This is a genomic window from Streptomyces sp. NPDC007971, assembly GCF_042958635.1.
Taxonomy (GTDB): domain Bacteria; phylum Actinomycetota; class Actinomycetes; order Streptomycetales; family Streptomycetaceae; genus Streptomyces.
Window position 1 is genome coordinate 111,038 of the sequence record NZ_JBIBJK010000006.1, and the last position, 23,637, is coordinate 134,674.

The 23,637-nt window shown below is 72.3% G+C and carries 22 protein-coding genes and 1 pseudogene; 11 read left to right on the plus strand and 12 right to left on the minus strand.

The annotated features are described in order from the left end of the window. Positions 1 to 23: 23 nt before the first annotated feature. From ACFZCP_RS14025 to ACFZCP_RS14055, 7 genes are all read right to left on the minus strand, one after another. Entirely contained in the window at positions 24 to 953 is a 930-nt protein-coding gene (locus ACFZCP_RS14025; RefSeq protein ID WP_391427092.1) for a protein kinase, read from the minus strand. Further along, a complete protein-coding gene (locus ACFZCP_RS14030) occupies positions 950 to 2,857 on the minus strand; it encodes an ABC transporter transmembrane domain-containing protein (RefSeq protein WP_391427094.1) in 1,908 nt (635 codons plus the stop codon). Before ACFZCP_RS14030 ends, ACFZCP_RS14025 begins: the two co-directional genes overlap by 4 nt. 364 nt (positions 2,858 to 3,221) lie before the next feature. Beyond that, entirely contained in the window at positions 3,222 to 4,025 is an 804-nt protein-coding gene (locus tag ACFZCP_RS14035) for an FAD:protein FMN transferase (RefSeq protein WP_391427097.1), read from the minus strand. Further along, positions 4,018 to 4,836, minus strand: coding sequence for an FMN-binding protein (locus ACFZCP_RS14040; protein ID WP_391427099.1), 819 nt, complete (start codon positions 4,834 to 4,836; stop codon positions 4,018 to 4,020). The genes ACFZCP_RS14035 and ACFZCP_RS14040 overlap by 8 nt, the downstream gene beginning before the upstream one ends. Positions 4,837 to 4,853: 17 nt before the next feature. Continuing rightward, complete coding sequence (locus ACFZCP_RS14045; protein ID WP_362686594.1) at positions 4,854 to 6,236, minus strand: ferredoxin reductase family protein; 1,383 nt, start codon at positions 6,234 to 6,236, stop codon at positions 4,854 to 4,856. A gap of 59 nt (positions 6,237 to 6,295) precedes the next feature. After that, a complete protein-coding gene (locus tag ACFZCP_RS14050; RefSeq protein WP_391427102.1) occupies positions 6,296 to 6,754 on the minus strand; it encodes an FMN-binding protein in 459 nt (152 codons plus the stop codon). Between the two features lie 31 nt (positions 6,755 to 6,785). Continuing rightward, positions 6,786 to 8,138, minus strand: coding sequence for a ferric reductase-like transmembrane domain-containing protein (locus tag ACFZCP_RS14055; protein ID WP_391427104.1), 1,353 nt, complete (start codon positions 8,136 to 8,138; stop codon positions 6,786 to 6,788). Between the two features lie 153 nt (positions 8,139 to 8,291). Here ACFZCP_RS14055 and ACFZCP_RS14060 point away from each other — a divergent pair, with 153 nt between their 5' ends. Both ACFZCP_RS14060 and ACFZCP_RS14065 read left to right on the plus strand, forming a co-directional pair. Next, positions 8,292 to 9,032 carry a response regulator transcription factor gene (locus tag ACFZCP_RS14060; RefSeq protein WP_362686603.1) on the plus strand — a complete coding sequence of 247 codons (741 nt, stop codon included), beginning with the start codon at positions 8,292 to 8,294 and terminating at the stop codon, positions 9,030 to 9,032. Between the two features lie 5 nt (positions 9,033 to 9,037). Further along, positions 9,038 to 10,513, plus strand: coding sequence for an ATP-binding protein (locus ACFZCP_RS14065; protein ID WP_391427107.1), 1,476 nt, complete (start codon positions 9,038 to 9,040; stop codon positions 10,511 to 10,513). Here the strand turns inward: ACFZCP_RS14065 and ACFZCP_RS14070 are convergent. Both ACFZCP_RS14070 and ACFZCP_RS14075 read right to left on the minus strand, forming a co-directional pair. Further along, on the minus strand, positions 10,500 to 11,201 hold the full coding sequence (locus ACFZCP_RS14070; RefSeq protein WP_391427109.1) for a L,D-transpeptidase family protein: 702 nt from the start codon (positions 11,199 to 11,201) through the stop codon (positions 10,500 to 10,502). The genes ACFZCP_RS14065 and ACFZCP_RS14070 overlap by 14 nt on opposite strands. A gap of 3 nt (positions 11,202 to 11,204) precedes the next feature. Next, positions 11,205 to 11,792 (minus strand): pyridoxamine 5'-phosphate oxidase family protein, encoded by a 588-nt coding sequence (locus ACFZCP_RS14075; RefSeq protein ID WP_391427111.1) that lies wholly within the window; start codon positions 11,790 to 11,792, stop codon positions 11,205 to 11,207. A gap of 240 nt (positions 11,793 to 12,032) precedes the next feature. On the opposite strand from ACFZCP_RS14075, the gene ACFZCP_RS14080 reads away from it, so the two are divergent. The 5 genes and pseudogenes from ACFZCP_RS14080 to ACFZCP_RS14100 all read left to right on the plus strand — a co-directional run bounded on the left by ACFZCP_RS14080 (position 12,033) and on the right by ACFZCP_RS14100 (position 18,479). Then, positions 12,033 to 13,226, plus strand: a complete 1,194-nt coding sequence (locus tag ACFZCP_RS14080; RefSeq protein ID WP_391427113.1) for an argininosuccinate synthase — start codon at positions 12,033 to 12,035, stop codon at positions 13,224 to 13,226. A 116-nt stretch (positions 13,227 to 13,342) separates the two neighbouring features. Then, positions 13,343 to 14,776, plus strand: a complete 1,434-nt coding sequence (argH, locus tag ACFZCP_RS14085) for an argininosuccinate lyase (RefSeq protein WP_391427115.1) — start codon at positions 13,343 to 13,345, stop codon at positions 14,774 to 14,776. A 284-nt stretch (positions 14,777 to 15,060) separates the two neighbouring features. Further along, positions 15,061 to 16,032, plus strand: a complete 972-nt coding sequence (locus ACFZCP_RS14090; protein WP_391427117.1) for an aldo/keto reductase — start codon at positions 15,061 to 15,063, stop codon at positions 16,030 to 16,032. 237 nt (positions 16,033 to 16,269) lie between these two features. Continuing rightward, a pseudogene (locus ACFZCP_RS14095) lies at positions 16,270 to 16,818 on the plus strand (TetR/AcrR family transcriptional regulator); the annotation flags it as partial. Between the two features lie 137 nt (positions 16,819 to 16,955). Then, positions 16,956 to 18,479: an MFS transporter gene (locus ACFZCP_RS14100; RefSeq protein ID WP_362686624.1), complete on the plus strand. Its 1,524-nt coding sequence runs from the start codon at positions 16,956 to 16,958 to the stop codon at positions 18,477 to 18,479. Positions 18,480 to 18,563: 84 nt separating this feature from the next. On the opposite strand, the gene ACFZCP_RS14105 is transcribed toward ACFZCP_RS14100, so the two are convergent. After that, the gene (locus tag ACFZCP_RS14105; RefSeq protein WP_391427120.1) at positions 18,564 to 19,235 is read right to left on the minus strand and encodes a 1-acyl-sn-glycerol-3-phosphate acyltransferase; all 672 of its coding nucleotides are present in this window, start codon (positions 19,233 to 19,235) and stop codon (positions 18,564 to 18,566) included. A gap of 368 nt (positions 19,236 to 19,603) precedes the next feature. Here ACFZCP_RS14105 and ACFZCP_RS14110 point away from each other — a divergent pair, with 368 nt between their 5' ends. From ACFZCP_RS14110 to ACFZCP_RS14120, 3 genes are all read left to right on the plus strand, one after another. Beyond that, positions 19,604 to 20,779: a glycerophosphodiester phosphodiesterase family protein gene (locus ACFZCP_RS14110; protein ID WP_391427122.1), complete on the plus strand. Its 1,176-nt coding sequence runs from the start codon at positions 19,604 to 19,606 to the stop codon at positions 20,777 to 20,779. 204 nt (positions 20,780 to 20,983) lie between these two features. Then, positions 20,984 to 21,490, plus strand: coding sequence for a sigma-70 family RNA polymerase sigma factor (locus ACFZCP_RS14115; protein ID WP_391427124.1), 507 nt, complete (start codon positions 20,984 to 20,986; stop codon positions 21,488 to 21,490). Between the two features lie 45 nt (positions 21,491 to 21,535). Further along, positions 21,536 to 22,033: a GNAT family N-acetyltransferase gene (locus ACFZCP_RS14120; RefSeq protein ID WP_362686635.1), complete on the plus strand. Its 498-nt coding sequence runs from the start codon at positions 21,536 to 21,538 to the stop codon at positions 22,031 to 22,033. A 72-nt stretch (positions 22,034 to 22,105) separates the two neighbouring features. On the opposite strand, the gene ACFZCP_RS14125 is transcribed toward ACFZCP_RS14120, so the two are convergent. Further along, entirely contained in the window at positions 22,106 to 22,525 is a 420-nt protein-coding gene (locus tag ACFZCP_RS14125) for a hypothetical protein (protein ID WP_391427127.1), read from the minus strand. 1 nt (position 22,526) lies between these two features. Next, positions 22,527 to 22,886 carry a hypothetical protein gene (locus ACFZCP_RS14130; protein WP_362686641.1) on the minus strand — a complete coding sequence of 120 codons (360 nt, stop codon included), beginning with the start codon at positions 22,884 to 22,886 and terminating at the stop codon, positions 22,527 to 22,529. 69 nt (positions 22,887 to 22,955) lie between these two features. Here ACFZCP_RS14130 and ACFZCP_RS14135 point away from each other — a divergent pair, with 69 nt between their 5' ends. Beyond that, complete coding sequence (locus ACFZCP_RS14135) at positions 22,956 to 23,606, plus strand: HAD family hydrolase (protein WP_362686644.1); 651 nt, start codon at positions 22,956 to 22,958, stop codon at positions 23,604 to 23,606. Positions 23,607 to 23,637: the final 31 nt, after the last annotated feature.

A 23,637-nucleotide genomic window follows, 5' to 3' on the forward strand; every position in this document is an offset into this window, starting at 1 on the left:
CCGCCGGCCCCCTCCGCCGGCCCTCAGACGCGGGCCGCATGCGCCGCCCGCCGGGCCCCGGGCGGTGGCTGGACGGGCAGCATCGCCTCCAGGGCGGCGGCCAGTTCGGCGACCGTGGGACGGGAGGGCGCATCGGCCCTGAGACAGCCGTCGACGGCAGCGGCGAGAGCGGCGGGCAGACGCCTCAGGGACGCGACCGGCGGGGCACCCCGCTCCAGCTGCGGATACCCCGCGGGCGGGCCGGCGGGAGTGCCGTCTTCGGACTCCTGCCCGTCGCAGGTCTCCTCGGCCGCCGGCCCGCCGCGGCCGAACGGCAGGACTCCGCAGGCGGCCTCGAACAGGGTGATGCCGATGCCCCACACGTCGGCCGCGGCGGTGAGCGGCCCGCCGCGGGCCTGCTCCGGGGCCAGGTAGCAGAACGTGCCCAGGCCCGCGGGCGCCGGCCCGGGCGGCCGGGCCACACTCAGGTCCAGCACCTTCGTATGACCGCAGTCCACCACCACGTTGGACGGTTTGAGGTCCAGGTGCAGCACGCCCCGGCCGTGGAGGTAGTGGACCGCGGAACACAGCTGCACCCCCAGCAGCGCCACGTCGGCGGCGGCCGGCCGGCGCCGCAGCCTGTCCAGGAGGTGGGAGAGCGTCTCCCCGGTCAGGGTCTCCAGGACGACGAGCGGCTCGGGCGACTCGACGGTCTCGTAGGCACGGACCAGGTGGGGATGGGTGAACTCGCGCAGCCACCGTCCCTCGCGCAGCAGCCGCTCCCGCAGCCGCTGCTCGCCCCGGCGGTCGGGACGCACCGCCTTGAGCACGCACCGGCAGGCCCGCTGCTCGCTCCAGACGTCGTAGACGTCGAGCCAGCCGGTGCGGGTCAGGTGCGCCAGCACCCGGTAGCCCGGCACCGGCGTGGTGCCCGGTGCCAGGGGCGGGGCCGTGCGGGCCCCGGGAACGTTCACGAGGGCACCTTGCGCGGGAGCGGGGGGCCGGGCACGGCGTTTAGCCGGTGGAGCCGGGCGTAGGCGCCGCCACGGGCGAGCAGATCGTCGTGGGTGCCCTGCTCGACGACCCGGCCGTGGTCGAGCACCACGATGCGGGTGGCGTCGCGGACGGTCAGCAGGTTGTGCGAGATGACGACGGTGGTCCGCCCGGACATGAGCCGGCGCAGCGGGTCCATGATCCGCAGGCCCGACCGTACGTCGAGCCCGGTGGTCGGCTCGTCCAGCAGCAGGACGGGGGCGTCCCTGATCATCGCGCGGGCGATCGCCAGGCGCTGGCGCTGCCCGCCGGACAGCGTCCGGCCGCGCTGCCCGACCAGCGTGTCGTAGCCGTCCGGGAGAGACGTGATGAACTCGTGCGCGTCGGCGGCGCGCGCCGCGGCCACGATGTCCGCCTCCGCCGCGTCCGGACGGCCGTAGGCGATGTTCTCCCGCACGGTGCCGTGGAAGACGAGTGTCTCCTGCAGCACCACCGCGACGTTCTCCCGCACGTCCGTCAGGCGCAGGCTGCGCAGGTCGGCCCCGTCCAGGCGGACCGCTCCCCGGTCGGGGTCGTAGAAGCGCAGCTGCAGCTTCGCGAGCGTCGACTTGCCGGCGCCGCTGGCCCCGACCAGCGCCACCGTCTCGCCGGGCGCCGCGTGGAAGGACACGTCCGACAGCGCCCAGGGCGGGTTCTGCGCGCTCTGCTGTTCCCCGGATTCCCGCTCGGCCCGGGCGGGGGGACCCCCGGACGCGGAATCGCCCGTGCCGGGATAGCGGAACCACACGCCGTCGAACTCCACCTCGCCGCGCGTCCGGCCGGTCCGCCGGGCCCCCGGGGCCTCGGTCACCTGCGGCCGCTGGTCCAGCAGCTCGATGATCCGCTCGGCCGAGGCGGACGCCGCGTAGAAGGTGGTGCCGAGCCCGGACAGGCCGCGCACCGGGCCGTAGAGCTTGCCGATCAGGGCCAGGAAGACCAGCAGTCCGCCGAGGGTGAGCTGGCCCTGCGTCAGTTTCCAGGTGCCCAGGCCCATGACCGCGAGGCCGCCGGCCACCTCGATGATCTCGACGACGGGCCCGTAGACGGCACGGATCCGCGCCGAGGCCATCGCGGCACGGAACCGGCCGGCGCTCTCCCGCTCGAAGCGGCGTTCCTCCCACCCCTGCCGGTTGTACGCCTGGACGAGGGCGACATTGCCCAGCGACTCCTCGGCGATCGCGCTGATCGAGCCGCTGAGCCGCCTGCGCTCGCGCGACGCCTCCTTGATCAGCCGTGAGAAGTGCCGGCCCGCCGCCCAGAACAGGGGCACGATGGCGAGGGCGAGCAGGGTCAGGTCCCAGCGCAGGTAGACGAGCAGACCGAGGAAGACGCCGAGCCGGATCACGTAGTACAGGGCGTCCGCCACTCCCGACAGCAGGAAGGTCTCGACCGCGTCGACGTCACCGGTGACCCGCGAGAGCACGTCCCCGAGCCGCCGGCGTTCGAAGAAGCCGAGCGAGAGCCCCTGGACGTGCCGGAACACATCGGCGCGCAGGGAGAGCAGGAAGCGTTCGCTGACCCAGGTGGACGTGACGTCGTCGGCGACCCCCAGGACGCCGGAGCACAGGACGAGCCCCACGTAGAGCGGTGCGATCCACAGGAACGGCCGCAGGTCCCGGGGGACCAGCACGTCGTCCACGACGATCTTGAAGAGCCAGATCTCCGCGGCGTCGACGGCGGGGCCGGCCAGGCTGAAGAAGACGACGGGCACGAGCCAGCGGCGGGCTCCGCGGGTGTACGGCCAGAACCGCCGGAACACCGCGCCGGGGGGCACCGCGGGCGCGGCCGCGACCACGCCGCCGGAGGCCTCGCCCACCGACAGCAGACGCCGCAGGAGATGCGCCATGGCACGGGTTCCTCGGGGATAGGCGAAGCGGACCGGGTCCTCCCGTCACCGGTCCGCTCAGCCTGCGGATGTGATCAGTAGCCGCCGTGACCGCCGTGGCCGCCGTGGCCGCCGTGGTCTCCGTGGCCGCCGTGACCGTGGTCGCCGTGGCCTCCGTGGCCGTGGTCGCCGTGGTCATGGTCTCCGTGGTCGTGTCGGTCACCACGGTGGTTCGACGTACTGTCGCCGTGGTCCCGGTGCATGGCTGGCATGAGACTGCTGAAGATGGCCATGTTGTTCCTCCCGAAACTTGCTTCACAGGGGATACGGCGCACGGCGCAACTTGGATGGCATTTCATGGTAAAAGGAAGGAAATGTCCGATCCTCAGCCCAGTCGCGTCGCCAGCCCCCCGGTGCACCGAACCTCGTCGCCCGCGGTGATCAGCAGCCCCTCGACGTCCGGCAGCGACTCCAGCCACGCCAGCCCCGCCCTCGACCCCATCGCGAACGCCGCCGTGGCCCAGCAGTCCACCCACGTCAGCCGTGGCCCGACCACCGTCACCGCCACCAGGTCCGTCACCGCCGGCCGGCCCGTGCGCGGGTCCACGATGTGCGCCCCGCGCTCGGCCGTACCGGAGGTCGCCACCGACAGTTCGTCCACCCCCGCGGCCGAGATCACCGCCGCCAGACCGCCCGGACGCAGGGGGTCGGCCACCCCCACCCGCCACGGCCGCTGCGGCTGCGGCGCACCCAGCATCTGGACGTCCCCGCCGCCGTTCACACTGACCCCGCACACCCCGTCCACCGCGGCCAGCAGCCGCGCCGCCCGCTCGGCGGACCAGCCTTTGACGATCCCGGTCGGATCCAGCACCCCCTGGTACCGCGTGCTGAACCACCCCTCGCTCACCCGCTCCGCCTCGACCGCCAGCTCCAGCACCTCGGCCACCTCCGGGGCGCACTGCGCCACGGTCAGCTCGTCGCGGGCCAGCCGCGACACCTCGCTGTCCTCGCGGTAGGTGGAGAAGAGCGCGTCGGCCCGGTGCAGGCCGGCGACCGCCAGCTCCAGGGCCTGACGTACCGCACGGGGTTCCCCGCCGCGGACGTCGAAGGAGAAGACGGTCCCCATGACCTCCTCCGCATGACGTACCGCGGCGGGAGCTTCAGCCGGCTCGGCCACGGTCTCAGCCACCGGCCTGGTCCAGCGCCGACTGGAGCGACTGCTTGTAGCCGGTGCTGGTGTAGGTGGCCCCGGAGACCGCGTCGATGTTCGCGGTCCCGGCCGCCACGGCCTCCTGGTTGAGCCTGGGCACGGCGAGCGCGGTCTTCTGGTCGCTGAGGCCGCCCTTGGGCGCCTGCACCGCCTCCGCCTCGGTGATCTTCCCGTTGCCGACCGTGATCCGGACCTGGACCGTGCCGTACTGGGTCTGGACGGCCTTGCCGGTCACGGTACGGGTCCGGGCCGAGCCCGAGGAGGAGCCGGAACCGGAACCGGACGACGAGCCGGAACCGGACGACGAGCCTGTGGACGCGCCCGGCGACGAGGACTTCGCCTTGTCCAGCGCCGACTGGAGCGACTTCTTGTACCCCGTGCTCGTGTACGTCGCCCCGGACACCGCGTCGATCTGCGCACTCTGCGCCGCCACGGCCTCCTGGTTGAGCTTGGGCACGGCGAGCGCGGTCTTCTGGTCGCTGAGGCCGCCCTTGGGTGCCTGCACCGCCTCCGCCTTGGTGACCTTCCCGTTCGCGACGGTCAGCCGCACCTGCACGGTCCCGTACTGGGTCTGGGCCGCATCACCGGTCACCGTCCCGGCGGACGGCGCACCGCCCGCCTGACCGCCCTGCGGCGACTCCTGCCCCGCCGGGTTCTGCTGCGCAGCCGCGCCCGCCGCCGACGCCGCGGCCGGATCCGAGGAGGGCTTGAGCGACAGCAGCAGCACGACACCGGACACGGTGGCGGCGGTGGCCAGCACGACGCGCCGGATGGGGTGGCTCTTCCTCATCGCTTGACAGCTCCCGCTCACATCTCGAACGACTCGTGGTGGATACGGCGCGCGGGGACCCCCGCGCCGCGCAGTGCCTCGAACACCGACTGAGCGAACCCGGGCGGGCCGCACATGAACACGTCGTGGTGATCGATGTCGGGGATCTTCCGCTGGAGGTTCTCCGCGGAGATGTCCGGCCGCTCGCCCTCGGGGCTGTTGACCGCGTACATCAGCCGGGCGCCCCGCTCCTTGGCGATCGCGGCCAGCTCGTCCCACAGGGCCAGGTCCTGGGTGGTGTTGGCCCGGTACAGCAGGGTGATGTCACCGGCCGCCCCGGGCAGCGTCTCGAACAGCGCCCGCATCGGCGTGATGCCGACCCCGCCCGCGACCAGCAGTACCTTGCCCTTGCTGCGCCGCTGCGCGGTGAGCGCGCCGTACGGGCCCTCCGCCCACACCCGGGTACCGGGGGTCAGCTCGCGCAGCCGGGCGCTGTGGTCGCCGATCGCCTTCACCGTGATCCGCAGCATGTCGGGGCGGGGCGCCGCCGACAGCGAGTACGGGTGCGAGCTGAAGCGCATCCCGGGGGCGAGGAAGCGCCAGCGGAAGAACTGGCCCGCCTCCGCGCCCATGCGGTGCAGCCTGCGCCCGCCGATCAGCACCGACACGATGCCCGGCGTCTCCTCGATCACCGCCTCCACCCGCATGCGGTGACGGAGGTTCAGCCGGATCGGGGTGAGGATCCGGTACCAGAGCACGAGCGCGGTGACCGATCCGTACAGCGCGTACCAGAAGGTCTTGGCGACGGGCTCGACCGCGAAGTCGTTGCCGGTGCTGATCTGGTGCCAGAACGTCAGGTACACCGCCGCGTACGTGAACAGGTGGACGTGGTACCAGGTGTCGTACGGGAGCAGACGGCGGATCCAGCCGGTCGACGTCAGCCCGATGACCACGAACAGGCCCATGCCGATGGCGGCCTTGCCCATGTCCGGCAGCTGGTCGACCGAGTCGATGGTCTGCTGAACGATGTCGCCGAGCGACTTGCCGGCCTGGAGCGCGTACCCCCACATGGTGAGGAAGACGTGCGCGACGATCAGGCAGAGCGTGTACCGGCCGCTCATCGCGTGCCAGCGGGCCACCCGGTCGGACCCGACGCGCCGCTCCAGCGCGGGAACGCGCGCCATCTGCAGGACGACCAGCGCCATGAGATAGCCGGCCAGCAGGCCGGTGATCCGGCCCGCGTTCAGGATCTTGCTGTTGTCGTCGGTGATGGACGGGGTGTTGTGCCACCAGAGCCACAGCACGGCCACCGCGCCCGCCCAGACCGCGAGCAGCAGCGGTACGGCCGGGGAGCGGCGCGGGCGGATGCGGCGCATCGTCTGGCGGCGGGCGGCACGTCCGCCTGCGAGCGTCGTGGTCACGGTTCCTCCGGTGGGACTTGACCCTTGGCCCACAGATACGCACCGCATGCGCCGAGTGTTCACAGGCCCGCGGAGTCGAGGGCGGACTGGAGCGATTGACGGTAGCCGTCGCTGGTGTAGGTGGCTCCCGAGACCGTGTCGATCTGCGCGCTCTGGGCCGCGAGTGCCTCGCGCCGCAACTGGGGGAGGGCGTAGCTGTTGATCTCCTGGTCGCGGGGGTTGTCCTGCGGGTAGCTGATGGCGGTGACGTCGGTCAGCCGGCCGCCCTTCAGCGTGACGCGGACCCGGACGGGGCCCCACCGGGTCCGGACCGTGTTCCCGGTGACCGTTCCGGTCCCCGTGGCGGAACCGGCTGCCGGGCCCGGACCGGCGGACGCGACAGGTGACTTGGTGCCCGCCGTCGCCACCGTGGGAGGCGTGTGCGGCTTCAGCGCCAGCAGCAGCACCATTCCGGAGACGGTCGCCGCACCGGCCAGCACGATGCGGCGCAGCGGGCGGTTCCTGTTCAACGCGTGCACGGCGGCCTCACATCTCCCGACACTTCGGTCCTCACAGCTCGAACGACTCGTGGTGGATGCGGCGGTCAGGCACCCCGGCCTCCCGCAGCGCCGCGTACACGTCCTGCGCGAAGCCGTGCGGGCCGCAGAGGTAGACGTCGTGGCCGGCCAGGCCCGGGAAGGCTGCGCGCAGCGACTCGGCCGTGATGCGGGGGCGCTCCCCGCGCGGCCCGTTGAGCACGTACCGCACCTGCGCGCCGCGCCACCGGGCGATGGCCTCCAGCTCGCCGCCGAGCGCGAGGTCCTGCGCGCTGTGCGCCCGGTACAGCAGGGCGACCTCGCCGGGCAGCGTCTCGAACAGCGCCCGCAGCGGGGTGATGCCGACACCGGCCGCGATCAGCAGGGACCGGGAGCCGGCGGCCCGGTCGGCGGTCAGGGAGCCGTACGGCCCCTCCGCCCACACCCGGGTGCCCGGCCGCAGCAGCCCGGCGGCCGCACTGTGGTCGCCGAGCGCCTTGACGGTGATCCGCAGGCGGTCCGTTCGCGGCGCCGCCGACAGGGAGTACGGCGTCGACGTCCGGCCCATGCCGTCGCCGAGGAACCGCCAGCGGAAGAACTGCCCGGGCCGCGCGCCCAGCTCGTCCAGGCGCCGCCCGCGCACGACGACCGAGTGCACGCCGGGCGCCTCCCGGTGCACCGACTCCACGCGCATCCGGTGCCGCAGGTTCAGCCGGACCGGGACGAGGATCCGGTACCAGACCACCAGGGCCGCCGCCGTGAGGTACAGCGCGTACCAGGCGGCGGTGGCCGCCGGCGCGCCGTTGAACTCGTCGCCGAGGGCCACCTGGTGCCCGAAGGCCAGGAAGACGGCCGCGTAGGTGAGCAGGTGGACGTAGTACCAGAACTCGTGGCTGGTGCGGCGGCGCACGGCCCGCACCGAGGTGACGCCGACCGCGAACAGGATCACCGTCCCGGCGGTGGCCTTGAGCATCTCCGGGTAGTCCAGGACGACCGTGACCGCCTCGTGCCACAGCGGGGCCCGGTCCTGGGCTGCGTATCCGGCGAGGATCAGCACCACGTGCGTGACCAGCAGACAGAGCGTGTACCGGCCGGCCATCGCGTGCCAGCGCGCGGCCCGGTCGGAGCCGATCCGCACCTCCAGCAGCGGCACCCGCGCCATCAGGCCGACCAGCACCGCGCAGGCGTAGCCGGCCAGCAGCCCGGCGATCCGTCCGGCCCCGGTCAGCCAGCCCGCCGCGGCGACCACGGGCCCCGCATCCGCCCACCAGAGGCCGATCACGGCCGCCGCCCCGGTCCACAGCACGGCCAGGACGAGCACCGCGGGGGAGCGGCGCGCGGCCGGCGACACGGGCGGGGCCGTACGCCGCTCGTCCACGGTGCTCATGACGCTGGTCCCTTCGTTCGTCGTGCTGGGCCACTGTGCGCGCCGAATCTCTGAGCGGCCTCTGAGCAGCCGCCGCAACCTGCAGACTCAGAGAAAACTCACAGCTGCCCGCCCGGCCCGCCGCCGTCCGCACGAGCGATGCTGGGAGACGCGATGAACACCACCCGCTCCGGCCGCCCGGCCCTCGCCCGCCCCGACGGCACCCCGCTGCGCGTCCTGGTCGTCGACGACGACCCCGACCTCGCGGAGGTGCTCACCGGCGCGCTGCGCTACGAGGGCTGGGAGGTGCGCGCGGCCGGCGACGGCGCCTCGGCGCTCACCACCGCGCGCGAGCTGCTGCCCGACGCCGTCGTCCTGGACGTGATGCTGCCCGACACCGACGGCTTCGCCGTGCTGCGCGGGCTCCACGAGGTGCGGCCGGACGTCTGTGTGCTCTTCCTCACCGCCCGGGACGCGGTCGAGGACCGCATAGCCGGCATCACGGCGGGCGGCGACGACTACGTCACCAAGCCCTTCAGCCTGGAGGAGGTCGTCGCCCGGCTGCGCGGACTGCTGCGCCGCGCGGGCATGGCCCGCCTGCTGGAGGAGGGCCCGCGGCTGAGCGTGGGCGACCTGGTCATGGACGAGGAGGCCCGCGAGGTGACCCGGTCCGGTGAGCTGGTCGAACTCTCGCCGACCGAGTTCGAACTGCTGCGCTTCCTCATGCGCAACCCGCGCCGCGTCCTGAGCAAGGCCCAGATCCTCGACCGGGTCTGGTCCTACGACTTCGGCGGCCGGGCCCATGTGGTCGAGCTGTACATCTCCTACCTGCGCAAGAAGGTGGACGCGGGCCGTGAGCCCATGATCCACACGGTGCGCGGCGCGGGCTACGTCCTGAAACCGGTGTCCCGGTGAATTCCGTGCGGCGCCTGCCCCGCCCCCGCACCCTGCGCGCCCGGCTGACCTTCGGCCTGGTGGTGCTGCTGGCGGTGAGCTGTGCGGCCGTGGGACTCGCCGCGGTCGTCGAACTGGACGGCTTCCTCACTCGGCGCCTCGACGAACAGCTCGCCCAGGCCGGCACCCGCTTCCCGGAGAGCCTGGAGCACCGGGGCGCGCTGCCGGACGACCACGACGGGGACGAGCAGGGCGACACCCGCCGGATGGCCACCGGCACCTTCGGCGCCCGTCTGCTGAACGGCACGGTCACCAACAAGGGCCTCATCCGCGGCGGTGATCCCTCGGCCGACCTGAACGCCGACCTGTCCGCCGCGGACCTGCGGCGGCTGGCCGCCGTACCGGTCGACGGCAGACCGCACACCATCGGTCTCTCCGCCCTGCACGACTACCGGGTCGTCGCCTCTGAGGGACGGGACGGGGACGTCCTGATGGTCGGTCTGCCCCTGGAGCCCGTCCAGGCCACCGTCCACCGCCTCGAACTGGTGGCGGGAGTCGTCTTCGGCCTGGCCCTCGTGGTGACCGGTGTGGCCGGTGCCTGCTGGGTCCGCTGGTCGCTGCGCCCGCTCAGCAGGGTCGCCGGCACCGCCACCCGGGTCAGCGAACTTCCCCTGGCCAGCGGCGAGGTGACCCTGCCGCCCCGCGCCCCGGACCCCGACCCCCGCAGCGAGGTCGGCCGGGTGGCGGCGGCCTTCAACCGCATGCTGGGCCACGTCGAGGACGCGCTGACCAAGCGCCATGCGAGCGAGGAGCGGCTGCGCCGCTTCGCCGCCGACGCCAGCCATGAGCTGCGCACCCCGGTCGCCTCGGTCCGCGGCCACGCGGAGCTGGCCCTGCTGCACCCCGGACCGGTGCCGGCCGAGGTCACCCGCGCCCTGGAGCGCATCGCCGCCGAGTCCTCCCGCATGGGCGAGATGGTCGACGACCTGCTCCTGCTGGCCCGCCTCGACGCGGGCCGACCGCTGGAGAGCCGTCCGGTGGACCTGACGCACCTGGTCCTGGACGCGGTCACCGACGCCCGCGCCGCGGGCCCCGGGCACCGCTGGGGCCTGGACCTGCCCGAGGACCCGGTGACGGTTGCGGGCGACGCCCACCGCCTCCAGCAGGTGCTGGCCAACCTGCTGGCCAACGCGCGTCTGCACACACCTGCGGGCACGAAGGTGACGGTGACCCTGGAGTCCGCGCAGGGCGCGGCCCGCCTCTCGGTCCACGACGACGGCCCGGGCGTCCCCGAGGACGTCCGGCCCGACGTCTTCGAGCGCTTCACCCGGGCCGAGCACCGCCGCCGCCCGGATGCCTCCGGCGCCGGAGCGGGGCTGGGCCTGTCGATCGTGGCGGCGGTGGTGGAGGCGCACGGCGGGAGCGTGGGCCTGGAGAGCCGGCCCGGGGACACGGCGTTCACGGTGCTGCTGCCCCTGGGGGAGGACGTCAGTACCGTGTGAGGGCCGTGGCACCGTCCACGGTGCCGATCGCGATGTGCGGCTTCGCGGCGGGATCCGCCCACGTCAGGATCTGCTGCATCGCGTCCTCGGGAACGGACACGCACCCGGCCGTCGCGGCCTGCCCGTTCACGTGCAGGAAGATCCCGGCTCCCCGTCCCCGCACGGGCCGGTCGTAGTTGAACCCGACGACCAGCCCGTACGCGTACTGGGTGCCGTAGGAGCTCATCTTCTCGGCCTCCGAGGACCGGCAGTCGGCCGGTAGCGGGTCCACCCAGCGGTTGTACGAGGTGGAGTCGTTGTCCTCGCACCACCAGGAGCTGTCCTGCACCGCCCGGTAGGCGACGCGGGTGCCGGCGGGCGCGGGCTTGATCCCGAACCCGAACGGGAGGTCGTACAGACCGGTCGGCGTCGTGCTCGTCCCCTGCACCCGCGCACCCCCCTCCACCAGCCCTTTCGACCCGAACCGGGCCGGTGCGGTCCCGGCCTGCACCCACTGGCCGTCCTTGAGGTCCCACCAGGTGAGCGTGCCGGACGTGGCGTCGGTGCCCGGTGCCTGGGCGGTGATGAGCTGGGTACCGCTCCCGGTGTCCGCCATCTGTGCGGGCAACGAGACCACCGTGGGGTCGGGCGCGAGGGCGAGGCCGCACAGGGACGCGGACACGAGGGCGAGGGCGAGGGCAGGGCGCATGGCTCAGAAGCTAGACGGCGGCAGCGGCAACGGCAGTGCGGGCAGGCCGTCCAGGCTGGTCGCGATGTGCTCCTTCCTGGTGAAGTACGCGCTCAGCGAGGCGTCGTCCTCGCGGGCGAAGCGCTTGCCGTGCAGTGTGCGGTCCTCCTCGTAGGCCATGTGGGGTACGGCGTAGCCGCAGCTGTCGCGGACCAGGTCGGCGCGGACGACGATGATCGCGCGCAGTCCGTGCTGCCGCGGGTCGATGCCGGGAAAACGCGCGAGCAGGTCTGTGAAGCGCGGGTCGTCGCGGAAGACCGGCTCGCCCCGGCCGTGCACCCGCACGATGTTCGGCGGACCCTGGAAGGCGCACCACATGAGGGTGATCCGGCCGTTCTCCCGCAGGTGGGCAATGGTCTCCGCGTTGGATCCGGCGAAGTCGAGGTAGGCCAGGGTGAATGCGTCCAGCACCGCGAACGAGCCCCTGAGGCCCTTGGGGGAGAGATTGATCGTGCCCTCGTCGGAGAGGGGGGCGGTCGCGGTGAAGAAGAGGGGCTGCTCCTCGATGAACGTCCGGAGCCTGCCGTCGATGCGCTCATAGGTCTTTCCCATGTCTAACGATTATGGGCGCATGTCGTTCGCTTGTCTAAGGAATTGCCGGATCCGCATGCAGGGAGCCGCCCCGGTCGCCCCGGTGGTCCCAGCCGTCCCGGCCGCCGCCCTCCCGGGGTGGTCATGCCCTCCCGGTCGGCCCGCTCGCGAAGCGCCGGGCGCCCGAGGGCGTCGATTGACGAATCATGCAGAGTTCTGCATACTCATGCATGTCAGCAAGTGCAGTGTGAGGAGAAACCCGTGACCGAGCGCGTCGTACTCGCCTACTCGGGCGGTCTGGACACCTCCGTCGCCATCGGCTGGATCGCCGAGGAGACGGGCGCCGAGGTCATCGCCGTCGCGGTGGACGTCGGCCAGGGCGGAGAGGACCTGGACGTCATCCGCAAGCGCGCCCTCGCCTGCGGTGCCGTCGAGGCCGAGGTCGCCGACGCCAAGGACGAGTTCGCCGACGAGTACTGCCTGCCGGCGATCAAGGCCAACGCCCTCTACATGGACCGCTACCCGCTGGTCTCCGCCCTCTCCCGGCCGACGATCGTCAAGCACCTCGTGGCCGCCGCGCAGAAGCACGGCGCCACGACCGTCGCCCACGGCTGCACCGGCAAGGGCAACGACCAGGTCCGCTTCGAGGCCGGCATCGTCGCCCTCTCCCCCGACCTGAAGTGCATCGCCCCGGTCCGCGACTACGCCATGACCCGGGACAGGGCGATCGCCTTCTGCGAGGAGAAGAAGCTCCCGATCGCCACCACCAAGAAGTCCCCGTACTCCATCGACCAGAACGTCTTCGGGCGCGCGGTCGAGACGGGCTTCCTGGAGGACATCTGGAACGCCCCGATCGAGGACATCTACGAGTACACCTCCAACCCCGCCACCCCGCGCGAGGCCGACGAGGTGATCATCACCTTCGAGCAGGGCGTCCCGGTCGCCGTCGACGGCAGGCCCGTCACCGTCCTGCAGGCCGTCCAGCAGCTCAACGAGCGCGCCGGCGCCCAGGGCATCGGCCGGATCGACATGGTCGAGGACCGGCTGGTCGGCATCAAGTCCCGCGAGGTGTACGAGGCGCCGGGCGCGATCGCGCTCATCACGGCCCATCAGGAGCTGGAGAACGTCACCGTCGAGCGCGAGCTGGCCCGTTACAAGCGGCAGGTCGAGCAGCGCTGGGGCGAACTGGTCTACGACGGCCAGTGGTTCTCCCCGCTCAAGCGTGCCCTGGAGGGCTTCATCAACGAGGCCAACCAGCATGTCTGCGGCGACATCCGGATGACCCTGCACGGCGGCCGCGCAGTCGTCACCGGCCGGCGCTCCGCGTCGTCCCTGTACGACTTCAACCTCGCCACCTACGACACCGGCGACACCTTCGACCAGGCCGCGGCCAAGGGCTTCATCGACATCTACAGCCTGTCGTCGAAGATCGCGGCCAAGCGGGACCTGGCCTGACGCGGGCGGCGTCGTCCGCGCGGGTCACCCGGCCCGTATCAGCCTGACAGCCGCCTCCCCGCCTGGAAGGGTGGGGAGGCGGTCGCACACAGCCAACTTCCCGAGGAGCAACGCAAGTGAGCAGCAACAGCGGTGACGTACGGCTCTGGGGCGGCCGTTTCGCCGACGGTCCCGCCGAGGCCCTGGCGAAGCTGTCCGCGTCCGTCCACTTCGACTGGCGGCTCGCGCCCTACGACATCGCCGGTTCACGCGCCCACGCGCGCGTGCTGCACCGGGCGGGCCTGCTCACCGAGGACGAGCTGACGCGCATGATCGCCGGCCTGGACCGGCTGGAGGCGGACGTCACCGACGGCTCCTTCGTCGGCACCATCGCCGACGAGGACGTCCACACGGCCCTGGAGCGCGGTCTCCTGGAGCGCCTCGGCCCGGACCTGGGCGGCAAGCTGCGCGCCGGCCGGTCGCGCAACGACCAGGTGGCGACCCTCTTCCGGATGTACCTGCGGGACCACGCCCGGATCATCGGCGGCCTGATCGCCGACCTCCAGGACGCGCTGACCGGCCTCGCCGAGGCCCACCCGGACGTGGCGATGCCCGGCCGCACCCATCTCCAGCACGCCCAGCCGGTGCTCTTCGCCCACCACGTCCTGGCCCATGTGCAGTCCCTGTCCCGGGACGCCGAGCGGCTGCGCCAGTGGGACGAGCGGACAGCGGTCTCGCCCTACGGCTCCGGTGCCCTCGCGGGCTCCTCCCTCGGCCTGGACCCGGAGGCGGTCGCCAAGGACCTCGGCTTCGAGCACGGCAGCGTCGGCAACTCCATCGACGGCACGGCCTCCCGCGACTTCGTCGCCGAGTTCGCCTTCATCACCGCGATGATCGGCGTGAACCTCTCCCGGATCTCCGAGGAGATCATCATCTGGAACACGAAGGAGTTCTCCTTCGTGACCCTGCACGACGCGTTCTCCACGGGCTCGTCGATCATGCCGCAGAAGAAGAACCCGGACATCGCGGAGCTGGCGCGCGGCAAGTCGGGCCGCCTCATCGGCAACCTCACCGGGCTCCTTGCCACCCTCAAGGCCCTGCCCCTCGCCTACAACCGCGACCTCCAGGAGGACAAGGAGCCGGTCTTCGACTCCTGCGACCAGCTGGAGGTGCTGCTCCCGGCCTTCACCGGCATGATCGCGACCCTCACCGTCAACCGCGAGCGCATGGAGGAACTGGCCCCGGCCGGCTTCTCGCTGGCCACGGACATCGCCGAGTGGCTGGTCAAGCAGGGCGTGCCGTTCCGTGTGGCGCACGAGGTCGCGGGTGAGTGCGTGAAGGTCGCCGAGAGTGAGGGCAAGGAGCTGGACGGCCTCACGGACGAGCAGTTCGCGAAGATCTCCGCCCACCTCACCCCCGAGGTCCGCTCCGTCCTCAACGTCCCGGGCGCCCTCGCCTCCCGCAACGGCCGCGGCGGCACGGCCCCCAGCGCGGTCGCCGTCCAGCTGGCAGAGCTCAAGGCGGACGTGGCGGTCCAGCACGAGTGGGCGGCAGCCAAGAAGCACGGCTGACGGCAGCGCCGGACAGGGGCGCGGGGAACTGCGCGACCGGCCACGGCCTCCGGTGCGGGCGCCGTCCAGCTGGCCGAGGCCACGAGTGGGCGGCGTCCAGGAGGCACGGCTGACGGCAGCGCCGGACAGGGGCGCGGGGAACTGCGCGACCGGCCACGGCCGACGCGCACCCGCCGACGGGCCGGTACCACCCGAGCTCCCGGGCGCCCGGCTCCCCGAACGAAGCGTCCTCGCGGGTTACGTTGGTCGCAAGCCGTACCGGAGCCGACCGAACGGAGCCCGCGATGCCCTTCGCCCGTCTCGCGCACGCCACGACGCCGACCGCCCACATCGGCCTCGGCCTCGCTGCCGTCGGCCGCCCCGGCTACATCAACCTCGGCCGGGACCACGACCTCGGACAGGACCGCAGCGTCGACGCGCTGCGCACCCGCACCCATGAACTCCTCGACGCCGCCTACGCCCAGGGCGTGCGCTACTTCGACGCCGCCCGCTCCTACGGCCGCTCCGAGGAGTTCCTCGCCGACTGGCTGAAGGCCCGCCCGGACGTCGACGACGTGGTCGTCGGCAGCAAGTGGGGCTACACCTACACGGCCGGCTGGTCCACCGACGCCGAACAGCACGAGGTCAAGGACCACGGCCTGGCGACGTACGAGCGGCAGCGCGCCGAGACCGACGCCCTGCTCGGCGACCGGCTCGATCTGTACCAGATCCACTCGGTGACCCCGGACAGCCCGGCCCTCACCGACAAGGAACTGCACGCCAGGCTCGCCGAGGCGGCCGCCGGGGGCCTCAGCATCGGCTTCTCCACCAGCGGCCCCGCCCAGGCCGAGGCGATCCGCGCCGCCCTCGCGGTGACCGTCGACGGCGAGCTCCTCTTCCGTACCGTCCAGTCGACGTACAACGCCCTGGAGACCTCGGCGGAACCCGCGCTCGCCGAGGCGCACGACGCCGGACTGACCGTGATCGTCAAGGAGGGCATGGCCAACGGCCGGCTCGCCGAGCCGTACGCCCCGGACGCGCTGAAGGCCGTGGCCGCGGAGACCGGCCTCGGCACCGACGCCGTCGCACTCGCCCTGATCCTGCGCCGGCCGTGGGCGGGTGTCGTCCTCTCCGGCGCCGCGACCGTCGCCCAGCTGGCCTCCAACCTCCACGCGGCGGCCGTGGACCTCGACGCGGACCAGCTGACCCGTCTGGCGACCCTGGTCGAGGACCCCCACGCCTACTGGGAGCAGCGCGGACAGCTGCCCTGGCAGTGACACTCGGCGCCACTGACACCACTTGCCACTGACACCACTTGCCACTGACAGCTGGGTGCGCCTGACACTTCAGCTCCACCGAAAACTCAGCGCGCCTGACACTTCAGCTCCACCGCCCCCACCCAGTGGCGCGGGCAGCTGCCCCGGCACGGACAAGTCGGCGGCTCTGACCAGCGTCGATGAGATACCCATGCCCACCATGAGACAATGATGTCTCACATGGGCTATGCTTGTCTCATGGCCTTGGATCGTGACCACGTGCTGCGCAGCGCAGCCGCCCTGCTGACCCGCAAGTCCACGGCGACCATGGACGAGGTCGCCAAGGCCGCCGGGATCAGCCGGGCCACGCTGCACCGTCACTTCGCCGGACGTGACGCGCTCGTACGGGCGCTGGAGGCGCTCGGCATCGCGGAGTGCGAGGCGGCTCTGGACACGGCCCGCCTGGACGAGGGTCCGGCGGGCGATGCCGTACGCCGCCTGGTCCGGGCGATCGAACCGGCGGCCGCCCTGCTCGCCTTCCTCTACACCGAGAACCAGCTGTTCGAGGGCGAGGAGCAGAACCAGGGCTGGACCCGCATCGACGAGCGCCTGACGGCCCTGTTCCGGCGCGGCCAGGAGAGCGGCGAGTTCCGTATCGACCTCACCCCGGCCTGGCTCACCGAGGCGCTGTACGGCCTGCTGGGCTCCGGCGCCTGGGCGGTGGCCGAGGGCCGGGTGGCCGCCAAGGACTTCACCTACATGATCGTCGAGCTCCTGCTCGGCGGCGCACGACGTACCGACGCACGACGTACGGACGGGCCACGTCGCGATGCACCACCACCCACCGATGCAGCACGCACCGATGCACCAGGCGCCGACGCATCGAGCGGCGACAGACCGCGCACCGAAACACCGCGCACCGACGCCCCACGAAGAGAGGAATCATGACCAGCACCCTGCAGCCGGCCCGCGCGGCGGAGACGGAGAAGCGCCCGGGCCGCTGGCTCGCGCTCTCCGTCCTCGTCCTGGCCGTGCTGCTGGTGGCCGTCGACGCCACCGTCCTCGGCCTGGCGACCCCCTACATCAGCGAAGACCTCAACCCCTCCGGCACCCAGCTCCTGTGGATCGGTGACGTCTACTCGTTCGTCATCGCCGGTCTGCTGGTCTCCATGGGCAGCCTCGGCGACCGCATCGGCCGCAAGCGGATCCTCCTCGGCGGCGCCACGGTGTTCGGCGCGATATCCGTCCTGAACGCCTATGCGACCACGCCCGAACTCATGATCCTGGCGCGGGCGCTGCTCGGCGTCGCCGGTGCCACCCTGATGCCCGCCACCCTCGCCCTGATCCGCAACATCTTCCACGACCCGCGCGAACGCAGCCTCGCGGTCGGCATCTGGGGCGCCACCGCCTCCGCCGGTACGGCCGTCGGCCCGATCACGGGCGGCTTCCTGCTGGAGCACTTCTGGTGGGGCTCGGTCTTCCTCATCAACCTGCCGGTCATGGCAGTCCTGGTGCTCGTCGGCATCCGCACGCTGCCCGAGTCCCGCAATCCGAACCCCGGCCCCTGGGACCTGATCAGCGTCGTCCTGTCCCTCGTCGGCATGATCGCCGTCGTGTACGCGGTCAAGGAGGCCGCCACCCACGGGTTCACCCTGCCCACGCTGGCCGCGGCCCTGCTCGGCGCGACGGCCCTGTACGGCTTCGTACGCCGGCAGCTGACCATGCCGGCCCCGCTGCTGGACATGCGGCTGTTCGGGCGCCGTGGTTTCAGCGGGGCGGTCCTCGCCGACCTGCTGACCGTGCTCGGCATGTCCGGCCTGGTCTTCTTCCTCTCCCAGTACCTCCAACTCGTCCAGGGCAGGCGCCCGTTCGAGGCGGGCCTGGCCGAACTGCCCGCCGCCGTCGGCGCGGTGGCCGCGGGTCTGGTCGCGGGCCGTGCGGCCCGGCGCTACTCGGTGCGGGCCGTGGTCTCGGGAGGGCTCGCGGCCGTGGGCATCGCCCTCGCCGTCCTCACGACCGTGGGCGGCTCGACCGGCTACCCGGTCCTGGGCGCCGCACTCCTGGTCGTCGGCATCGGCGCCGGCTTCTCCTTCACGGTGACGGCCGACGTGATCCTCTCCAGCGTGCCCAAGGACCAGGCGGGCGCCGCCTCCGCGGTCTCCGAGACGGCGTACGAACTGGGCGCTGCCCTCGGCATCGCCCTGCTCGGCTCGATCGTGACCGGCGTCTACCGCGACTTCACGGGCCCGGCCGGAACCCCGGCAGGGGCGCACGAGTCACTGGGCGCGGCGGTCGAGGCCTCGGCGCACATGCCCCACCACACGGCGGAAGCCATGCTGGACGCGGCCCGCGCGTCCTTCGTCCACGGCCTGCACCTGGCCTCGGGTGCGGGAGCGGCGGTCCTGCTGGCCACGGCACTGGCGGCCTGGTTCCTGCTGAAGGGCCAGAAACTGGAAAGCGCCGGGTGAGGTGACCGACCCAGGGGCGCGGGGAGCTGCGCGAGAGACCACGACGCACCCGCGCCCGCCGGACGGACAGAGCCACCAGGGCGATCAGGCGGCCTTCGCCTTCGTCGCATACATGTCCACGTACTCCTGCCCGGACAGCCGCATGACCTCGGCCATCACGGAGTCGGTGACGGCCCGCAGCACATAGCGGTCCCGGTCCATCCCCTCGTACCGGGAGAACTCCATCGCCTCGCCGAAGCGAACGGTGACCTTGCCGGGGCGCGGCATCCCCGCCCCGCCGGGCTGCAGCTTGTCCGTGCCGATCATCGCGAAGGGGACCACGGGCGCGCCCGTCATCAGCGTCAGGCGGGCGATGCCGGTGCGGCCGCGGTAGAGGCGGCCGTCGGGAGACCGCGTGCCCTCCGGGTAGATGCCGAAGACCTTGCCCTCCTCGAGGACGCGGCGGCCGGTCATCAGCGCCGCCACACCTCCGCGACCACCGTCCCGGTCCACCGGGATCATCCCGACGCCGGTGAAGAACCAGGCCATGAGCCGGCCCTTGAGGCTCTTGCCGGTGACGTACTCGTCCTTGCCGATGAAGAAGACCTGCCGGTCGCAGACCAGGGGCAGGATCATCGAGTCGATGAACGTCAGGTGATTGCCGGCCAGGATGACCGGGCCGTCCCCGGGGATGTGCTCCACGCCCTCCACCCGGGGGCGGAACATCAGGCGCATGATCGGTCCGAGCACTGCCTTGATGAGCGCGAAGCGGGACAACGGGTCCTCCGATGTCGAGGGAAGCGATATGTGTCTGTGCAGGTGAGGACATTACTCGCGGCTCCGTCGGTAGCGCACATCGGGTGCGCCCGGTTCACCGAGGTCTTACGTATTGTTGACGTTGGTTTACCTGCGGTGACGTCCCGGGGTGGCCCGTGACGCCCCGGTGGCGGTGTGACGGACATCGCGCGCGGAGCCCGTTCGGCCGGGTGCCCGCCCCGCCTCCGGTCATGCCGACGCCTCGTCACTTCCCGCCGCGCATCTGCCATACGGCGTCACCCGCGTGTTCGGTCCAGGGACTCCCGTCCGTCATGTGGACACCCCTACGATCGGCGCGCACTGAAAGGGCGGACGGCAGGAGAGCGCTCATGGACAAGGACCAGGCGAACGAGCAGACGCAGGGAACGGGACGGCGGGCGCTCCTCGGCGCAGCGGTCCTCGGCGCGGGCGGAGCGGTCCTCGGACTGCCCGGAGCCGCCAGAGCGGCCGAGCCCCGTGCCGCCGCGCACGGCGGGCGCGGGGTGAAGAGCCTGCCGAAGCCGACGATCATCGGCCACCGGGGTTCCAGCGGCTACCGCCCCGAGCACACCTTCGGCTCGTACAACCTGGCTCTCGACCTCGGCGCCGACGTCGTCGAGGCGGGCGACCTGGTGCCCACCAGGGACGGGCACCTCGTCTGCCGTCACGAGCCGGAGATCGGCGGCACCACGGACGTCGCCTCGCACCCCGAGTTCGCCGGCCGCAGGACCACCAAGGTCCTCGACGGCGTCCCGACCACGGGCTGGTTCACCGAGGACTTCACCCTCGCCGAGCTGAAGACGCTGCGCGCCGTCGAGCGCATCCCGGCGAACCGTCCGCACAACACCCTCTACAACGGGCGGTGGGAGATACCCACGTTCGAAGAGGTTCTCAAGTGGCAGGACGAGCAGACCCGCAGGCGCGGCAGGCAGGTCTGGATCTACCCCGAGACCAAGCACCCCACCTACTTCCGCAAGCTGGGCCTCGGCCTGGAGGAGCGGGTGGCGAAGCTGCTGCGCAAGTACGGCAAGGACGGGCGGAACTCGCCGGTCATCCTGCAGTCCTTCGAGCCGAGCAGCATCCAGAAGCTGAACCAGCTGGTCGACAACCCGCTGGTGGTCCTGCTCTCCACGGCGGACAGCCGCCCCTACGACTTCGTCGAGGCGGGCGACCCGCGCACGGTCGCCGACCTGATCACGCCGAAGGGCCTGAGGGAGATGGCCGGTTATGCGCAGGGCATCGGCCCGACGCTGGACCTCGTCATCCCGAAGAACGCCGACGGCACCCTGGCCGAGCCGACCACGCTCGTCGCCGACGCGCACAAGGTGGGCCTGATCCTGCACCCGTACACCATGCGCAACGAGAACCCCTTCCTCCCGGCCGAGTACCGCAAGGGCACCGCCCCGGACGCCTACGGCGACGTCTTCGGTGCCTTCAGGACGTACTTCGCGACCGGCATCGACGGGGTCTTCACCGACAACGCCGACACCGGCGTCCTCGCCCGCGCCGACTTCCTGGCCGGCTGAGCCCACCGCCCTGCCGGACCGCCGTCCCGTCGGCCCACCACCCCGTTCGCCCACTGCCCTGTCGGCGAACCGCCCTGCCGGTCCGCCGCCCTGTCGGCCGACGGGCCTGTCGGCTCGTCAACGGCGAGGCCGTACGGCACCCCGTTCGGGCTGACTCCCCGCCGCCCCGGAAACCTGCCGCCGGGGCGGTGCGTCGTTCCGCATATGACGCACGACCTGGTGACCACCCTGGGCCCGCTGCTCACCGCGGAGGCCTCCGCCGAGGCATGTTTCTCCGGAAGCGAGCCGGGCGACCTGGAACAGGCCGTCTGGCTCCGCCTCCTGGAGCGGCTGCAGGCCGACGGGCCTCCACGGGATCCGCAGGGCTGGCTGCGCAGGGCCGTCCGCGCCGAGGCCCGCCGCAGCCGTCGCACCACGCGGCGGGAACGCCCCTACGGCACCGAGCCGGCCGACGACCTGCGCCCCGGCCCCGAGCAGCTCGCCCTCACCGCCGCCCGCCACCGGGCCCTGCGCGACGCGGTCCGCCGGCTGCCCGGCCGCTGCCCCCGCCTCATGGAGGCGCTGCTCTCACCGAGGGACCTGACATATCGGGAGATCGCGGGGGAGTTGGGTATCTCACAGGGCAGTCTCGGACCGGAACGTTCCAGATGTCTTGGATGTCTGCGGCGATTGCTCGCGCCGGAGGTTGCGGCTCGCGAAGCGCGGGGATAGGAGTGGGGGACGACAGGCGATCAGGTGAGCGGGAGGCATGCGCACATGGGCATGAGCGTGACCATCTCGGTGGCGACCGAGCAGGACGCGGAGCAGATCTTCAAGCTCCAGTACCTGTGCTTCCAGAGCGAGGCGGCGCTGTACGGCAACTACCGGATCGACCCGCTCGTCCAGAGCCTCGACTCGGTGCGCCAGGAGGTCGGTGCCGACTGCGTCTTCGTGGCCCGCCTCGGGGAGGAGGTGGTCGGTTCGGTCCGCGGCAAGGTGACCGAGGACCAGGCGGCCGCCATCGGCAAGCTGTGTGTCCACCCCCGCCTGCAGGGCCACGGCATCGGCGCCAGGCTGCTGCGCGCGGCCGAGGCGGCGCTGGCCGAGGAGCGGGGCGCCAAGACGTTCCGTCTTTTCACGGGCCACCGCAGCGAGGGCAACCTCCGCCTGTACCGCCGCTCCGGTTACGAGGCGGTGGGCCGCTCCCAGGGTGCCGACGGCGTGGAGCTGATCGTCCTGGAGAAGCCGGCGGGGGCCTTCGTCCAGACGGCGTGAGGCGTAGCGCCCCGTGAGGGGCGCGGGGAACTGCGCGAGGAACCACGAACCGCCCGGACCCGCGGACGCTCCTCAGGCGCCCCTCTCCGTCCGTGCCTGCCGCAACCAGTACATCGCGGAGAGCGGCAGCAGCACGGGAATGAAGATGTAGCCCATCCCGTAGTCGGACCACACGGTCGCGTCAGGGAAGGCGGACGGCTCGACCAGCGTCCACGTTCCCACGACCAGCACACCCACCAGCTCGGCCGCGCAGCACACCTGTGCCGCCCTGCGGGCCGTCTCCCCGCCGCGGACCAGCGAGTACGTGATGAACCCGTACACGAGACCGGCCACCGCCGACAGCGCATAGGCCAGTGGCGCCCGCCCGAAGTCCGTCGCGATCTGGTACGCGGAACGCGACACCGCGCCGACCACCATCACGCCGTAGAACCAGACGAGCAGCATCCCCGGCCCGCTGATCAAGCGGGTCGGCGTCTCCTGCGGCGCCGTCATCTCAGCCTCCCCAGATGTCATAGAGCCGCACCTCCAGCACGGCCAGCACCACGCCGCCGGCCGCCACCGTCACCGAACCCCAGCGCGTGCGCTCGGCCAGCGACATGAAGCCCGCCGCCGGCACGCACGCGAACGCGCCCAGCAGATACGCCACGAAGATCGTCGTGCCCTGCTCCGGCTTCTCGCCCCGCGCCAGCTGCACGATCCCGACCGCCAGCTGGATCACGGCCAGCACCGACACCACGGCCATGCCGATGAAGTGCCAGTCCTTGGTCGGCTGGTCCCGGTGGGCGGCCCAGCCGCACCAGGCGGCGAGCAGCAGCGCGGCGACTCCGGTCACCAGCGTCAGGGCATTGAGCATGCGGTGACCTTATTACGGCCGAAATGGCCCGGCGCCGCCGACCCCGGCGTACGCCGTAGGGTCTAGACCATGACGATCCACGCGCAGGCCCTCCTCTTCGACAACGACGGCACCCTGGTCTCCTCCCTCGCCTCCGTCGAGCGCTGCTGGACGCGCTGGGCCGGGGAGTACGGCATCACCGCCGAGGAGTTCCGGCGCGTGGCGCTGCACGGGCGGCCGGCGGCCGAGATAGTCGCCGACCTGCTGCCCGCCCGTCTCGTACCGGAGGCGGTCGCGCGGGTCGAACAGCTGGAGGTCGAGGACGTGCCCGACGGGGGCGTGGAGCTGCTGCCCGGGACGCGGGAGTTCCTCGACCCGCTGCCCGCCGACCGCTGGGCCGTGGTCACCTCCGCCACCCGCCGGCTCGCCGAGGCCCGCCTCGACGCCGTCGGCATCCTGCCCAAGACGCTGATCTCGGCCGACGACATCACCCGCGGCAAGCCTGACCCCGAGCCCTATCTGCTCGCCGCCCGGCAGCTCGGGGTGGACCCGGCCCGCTGCGTGGTCTTCGAGGACGCCCCGGCCGGACTGCAGGCGGGCCGCGCGGCCGGCATGACCACCGTGGCGTTGGCCACAACCCACCGGCCCGAGGAGCTGGACGCCGACCTGGTGGTCGGGGACCTGTCGGCCTTGTCCGCACTGGTCACCGACGGGGGAGTGGAGATCACCGTTCGCGGTTGAGAACTGTCCGCCGCTGTCCAGCATGCGGACA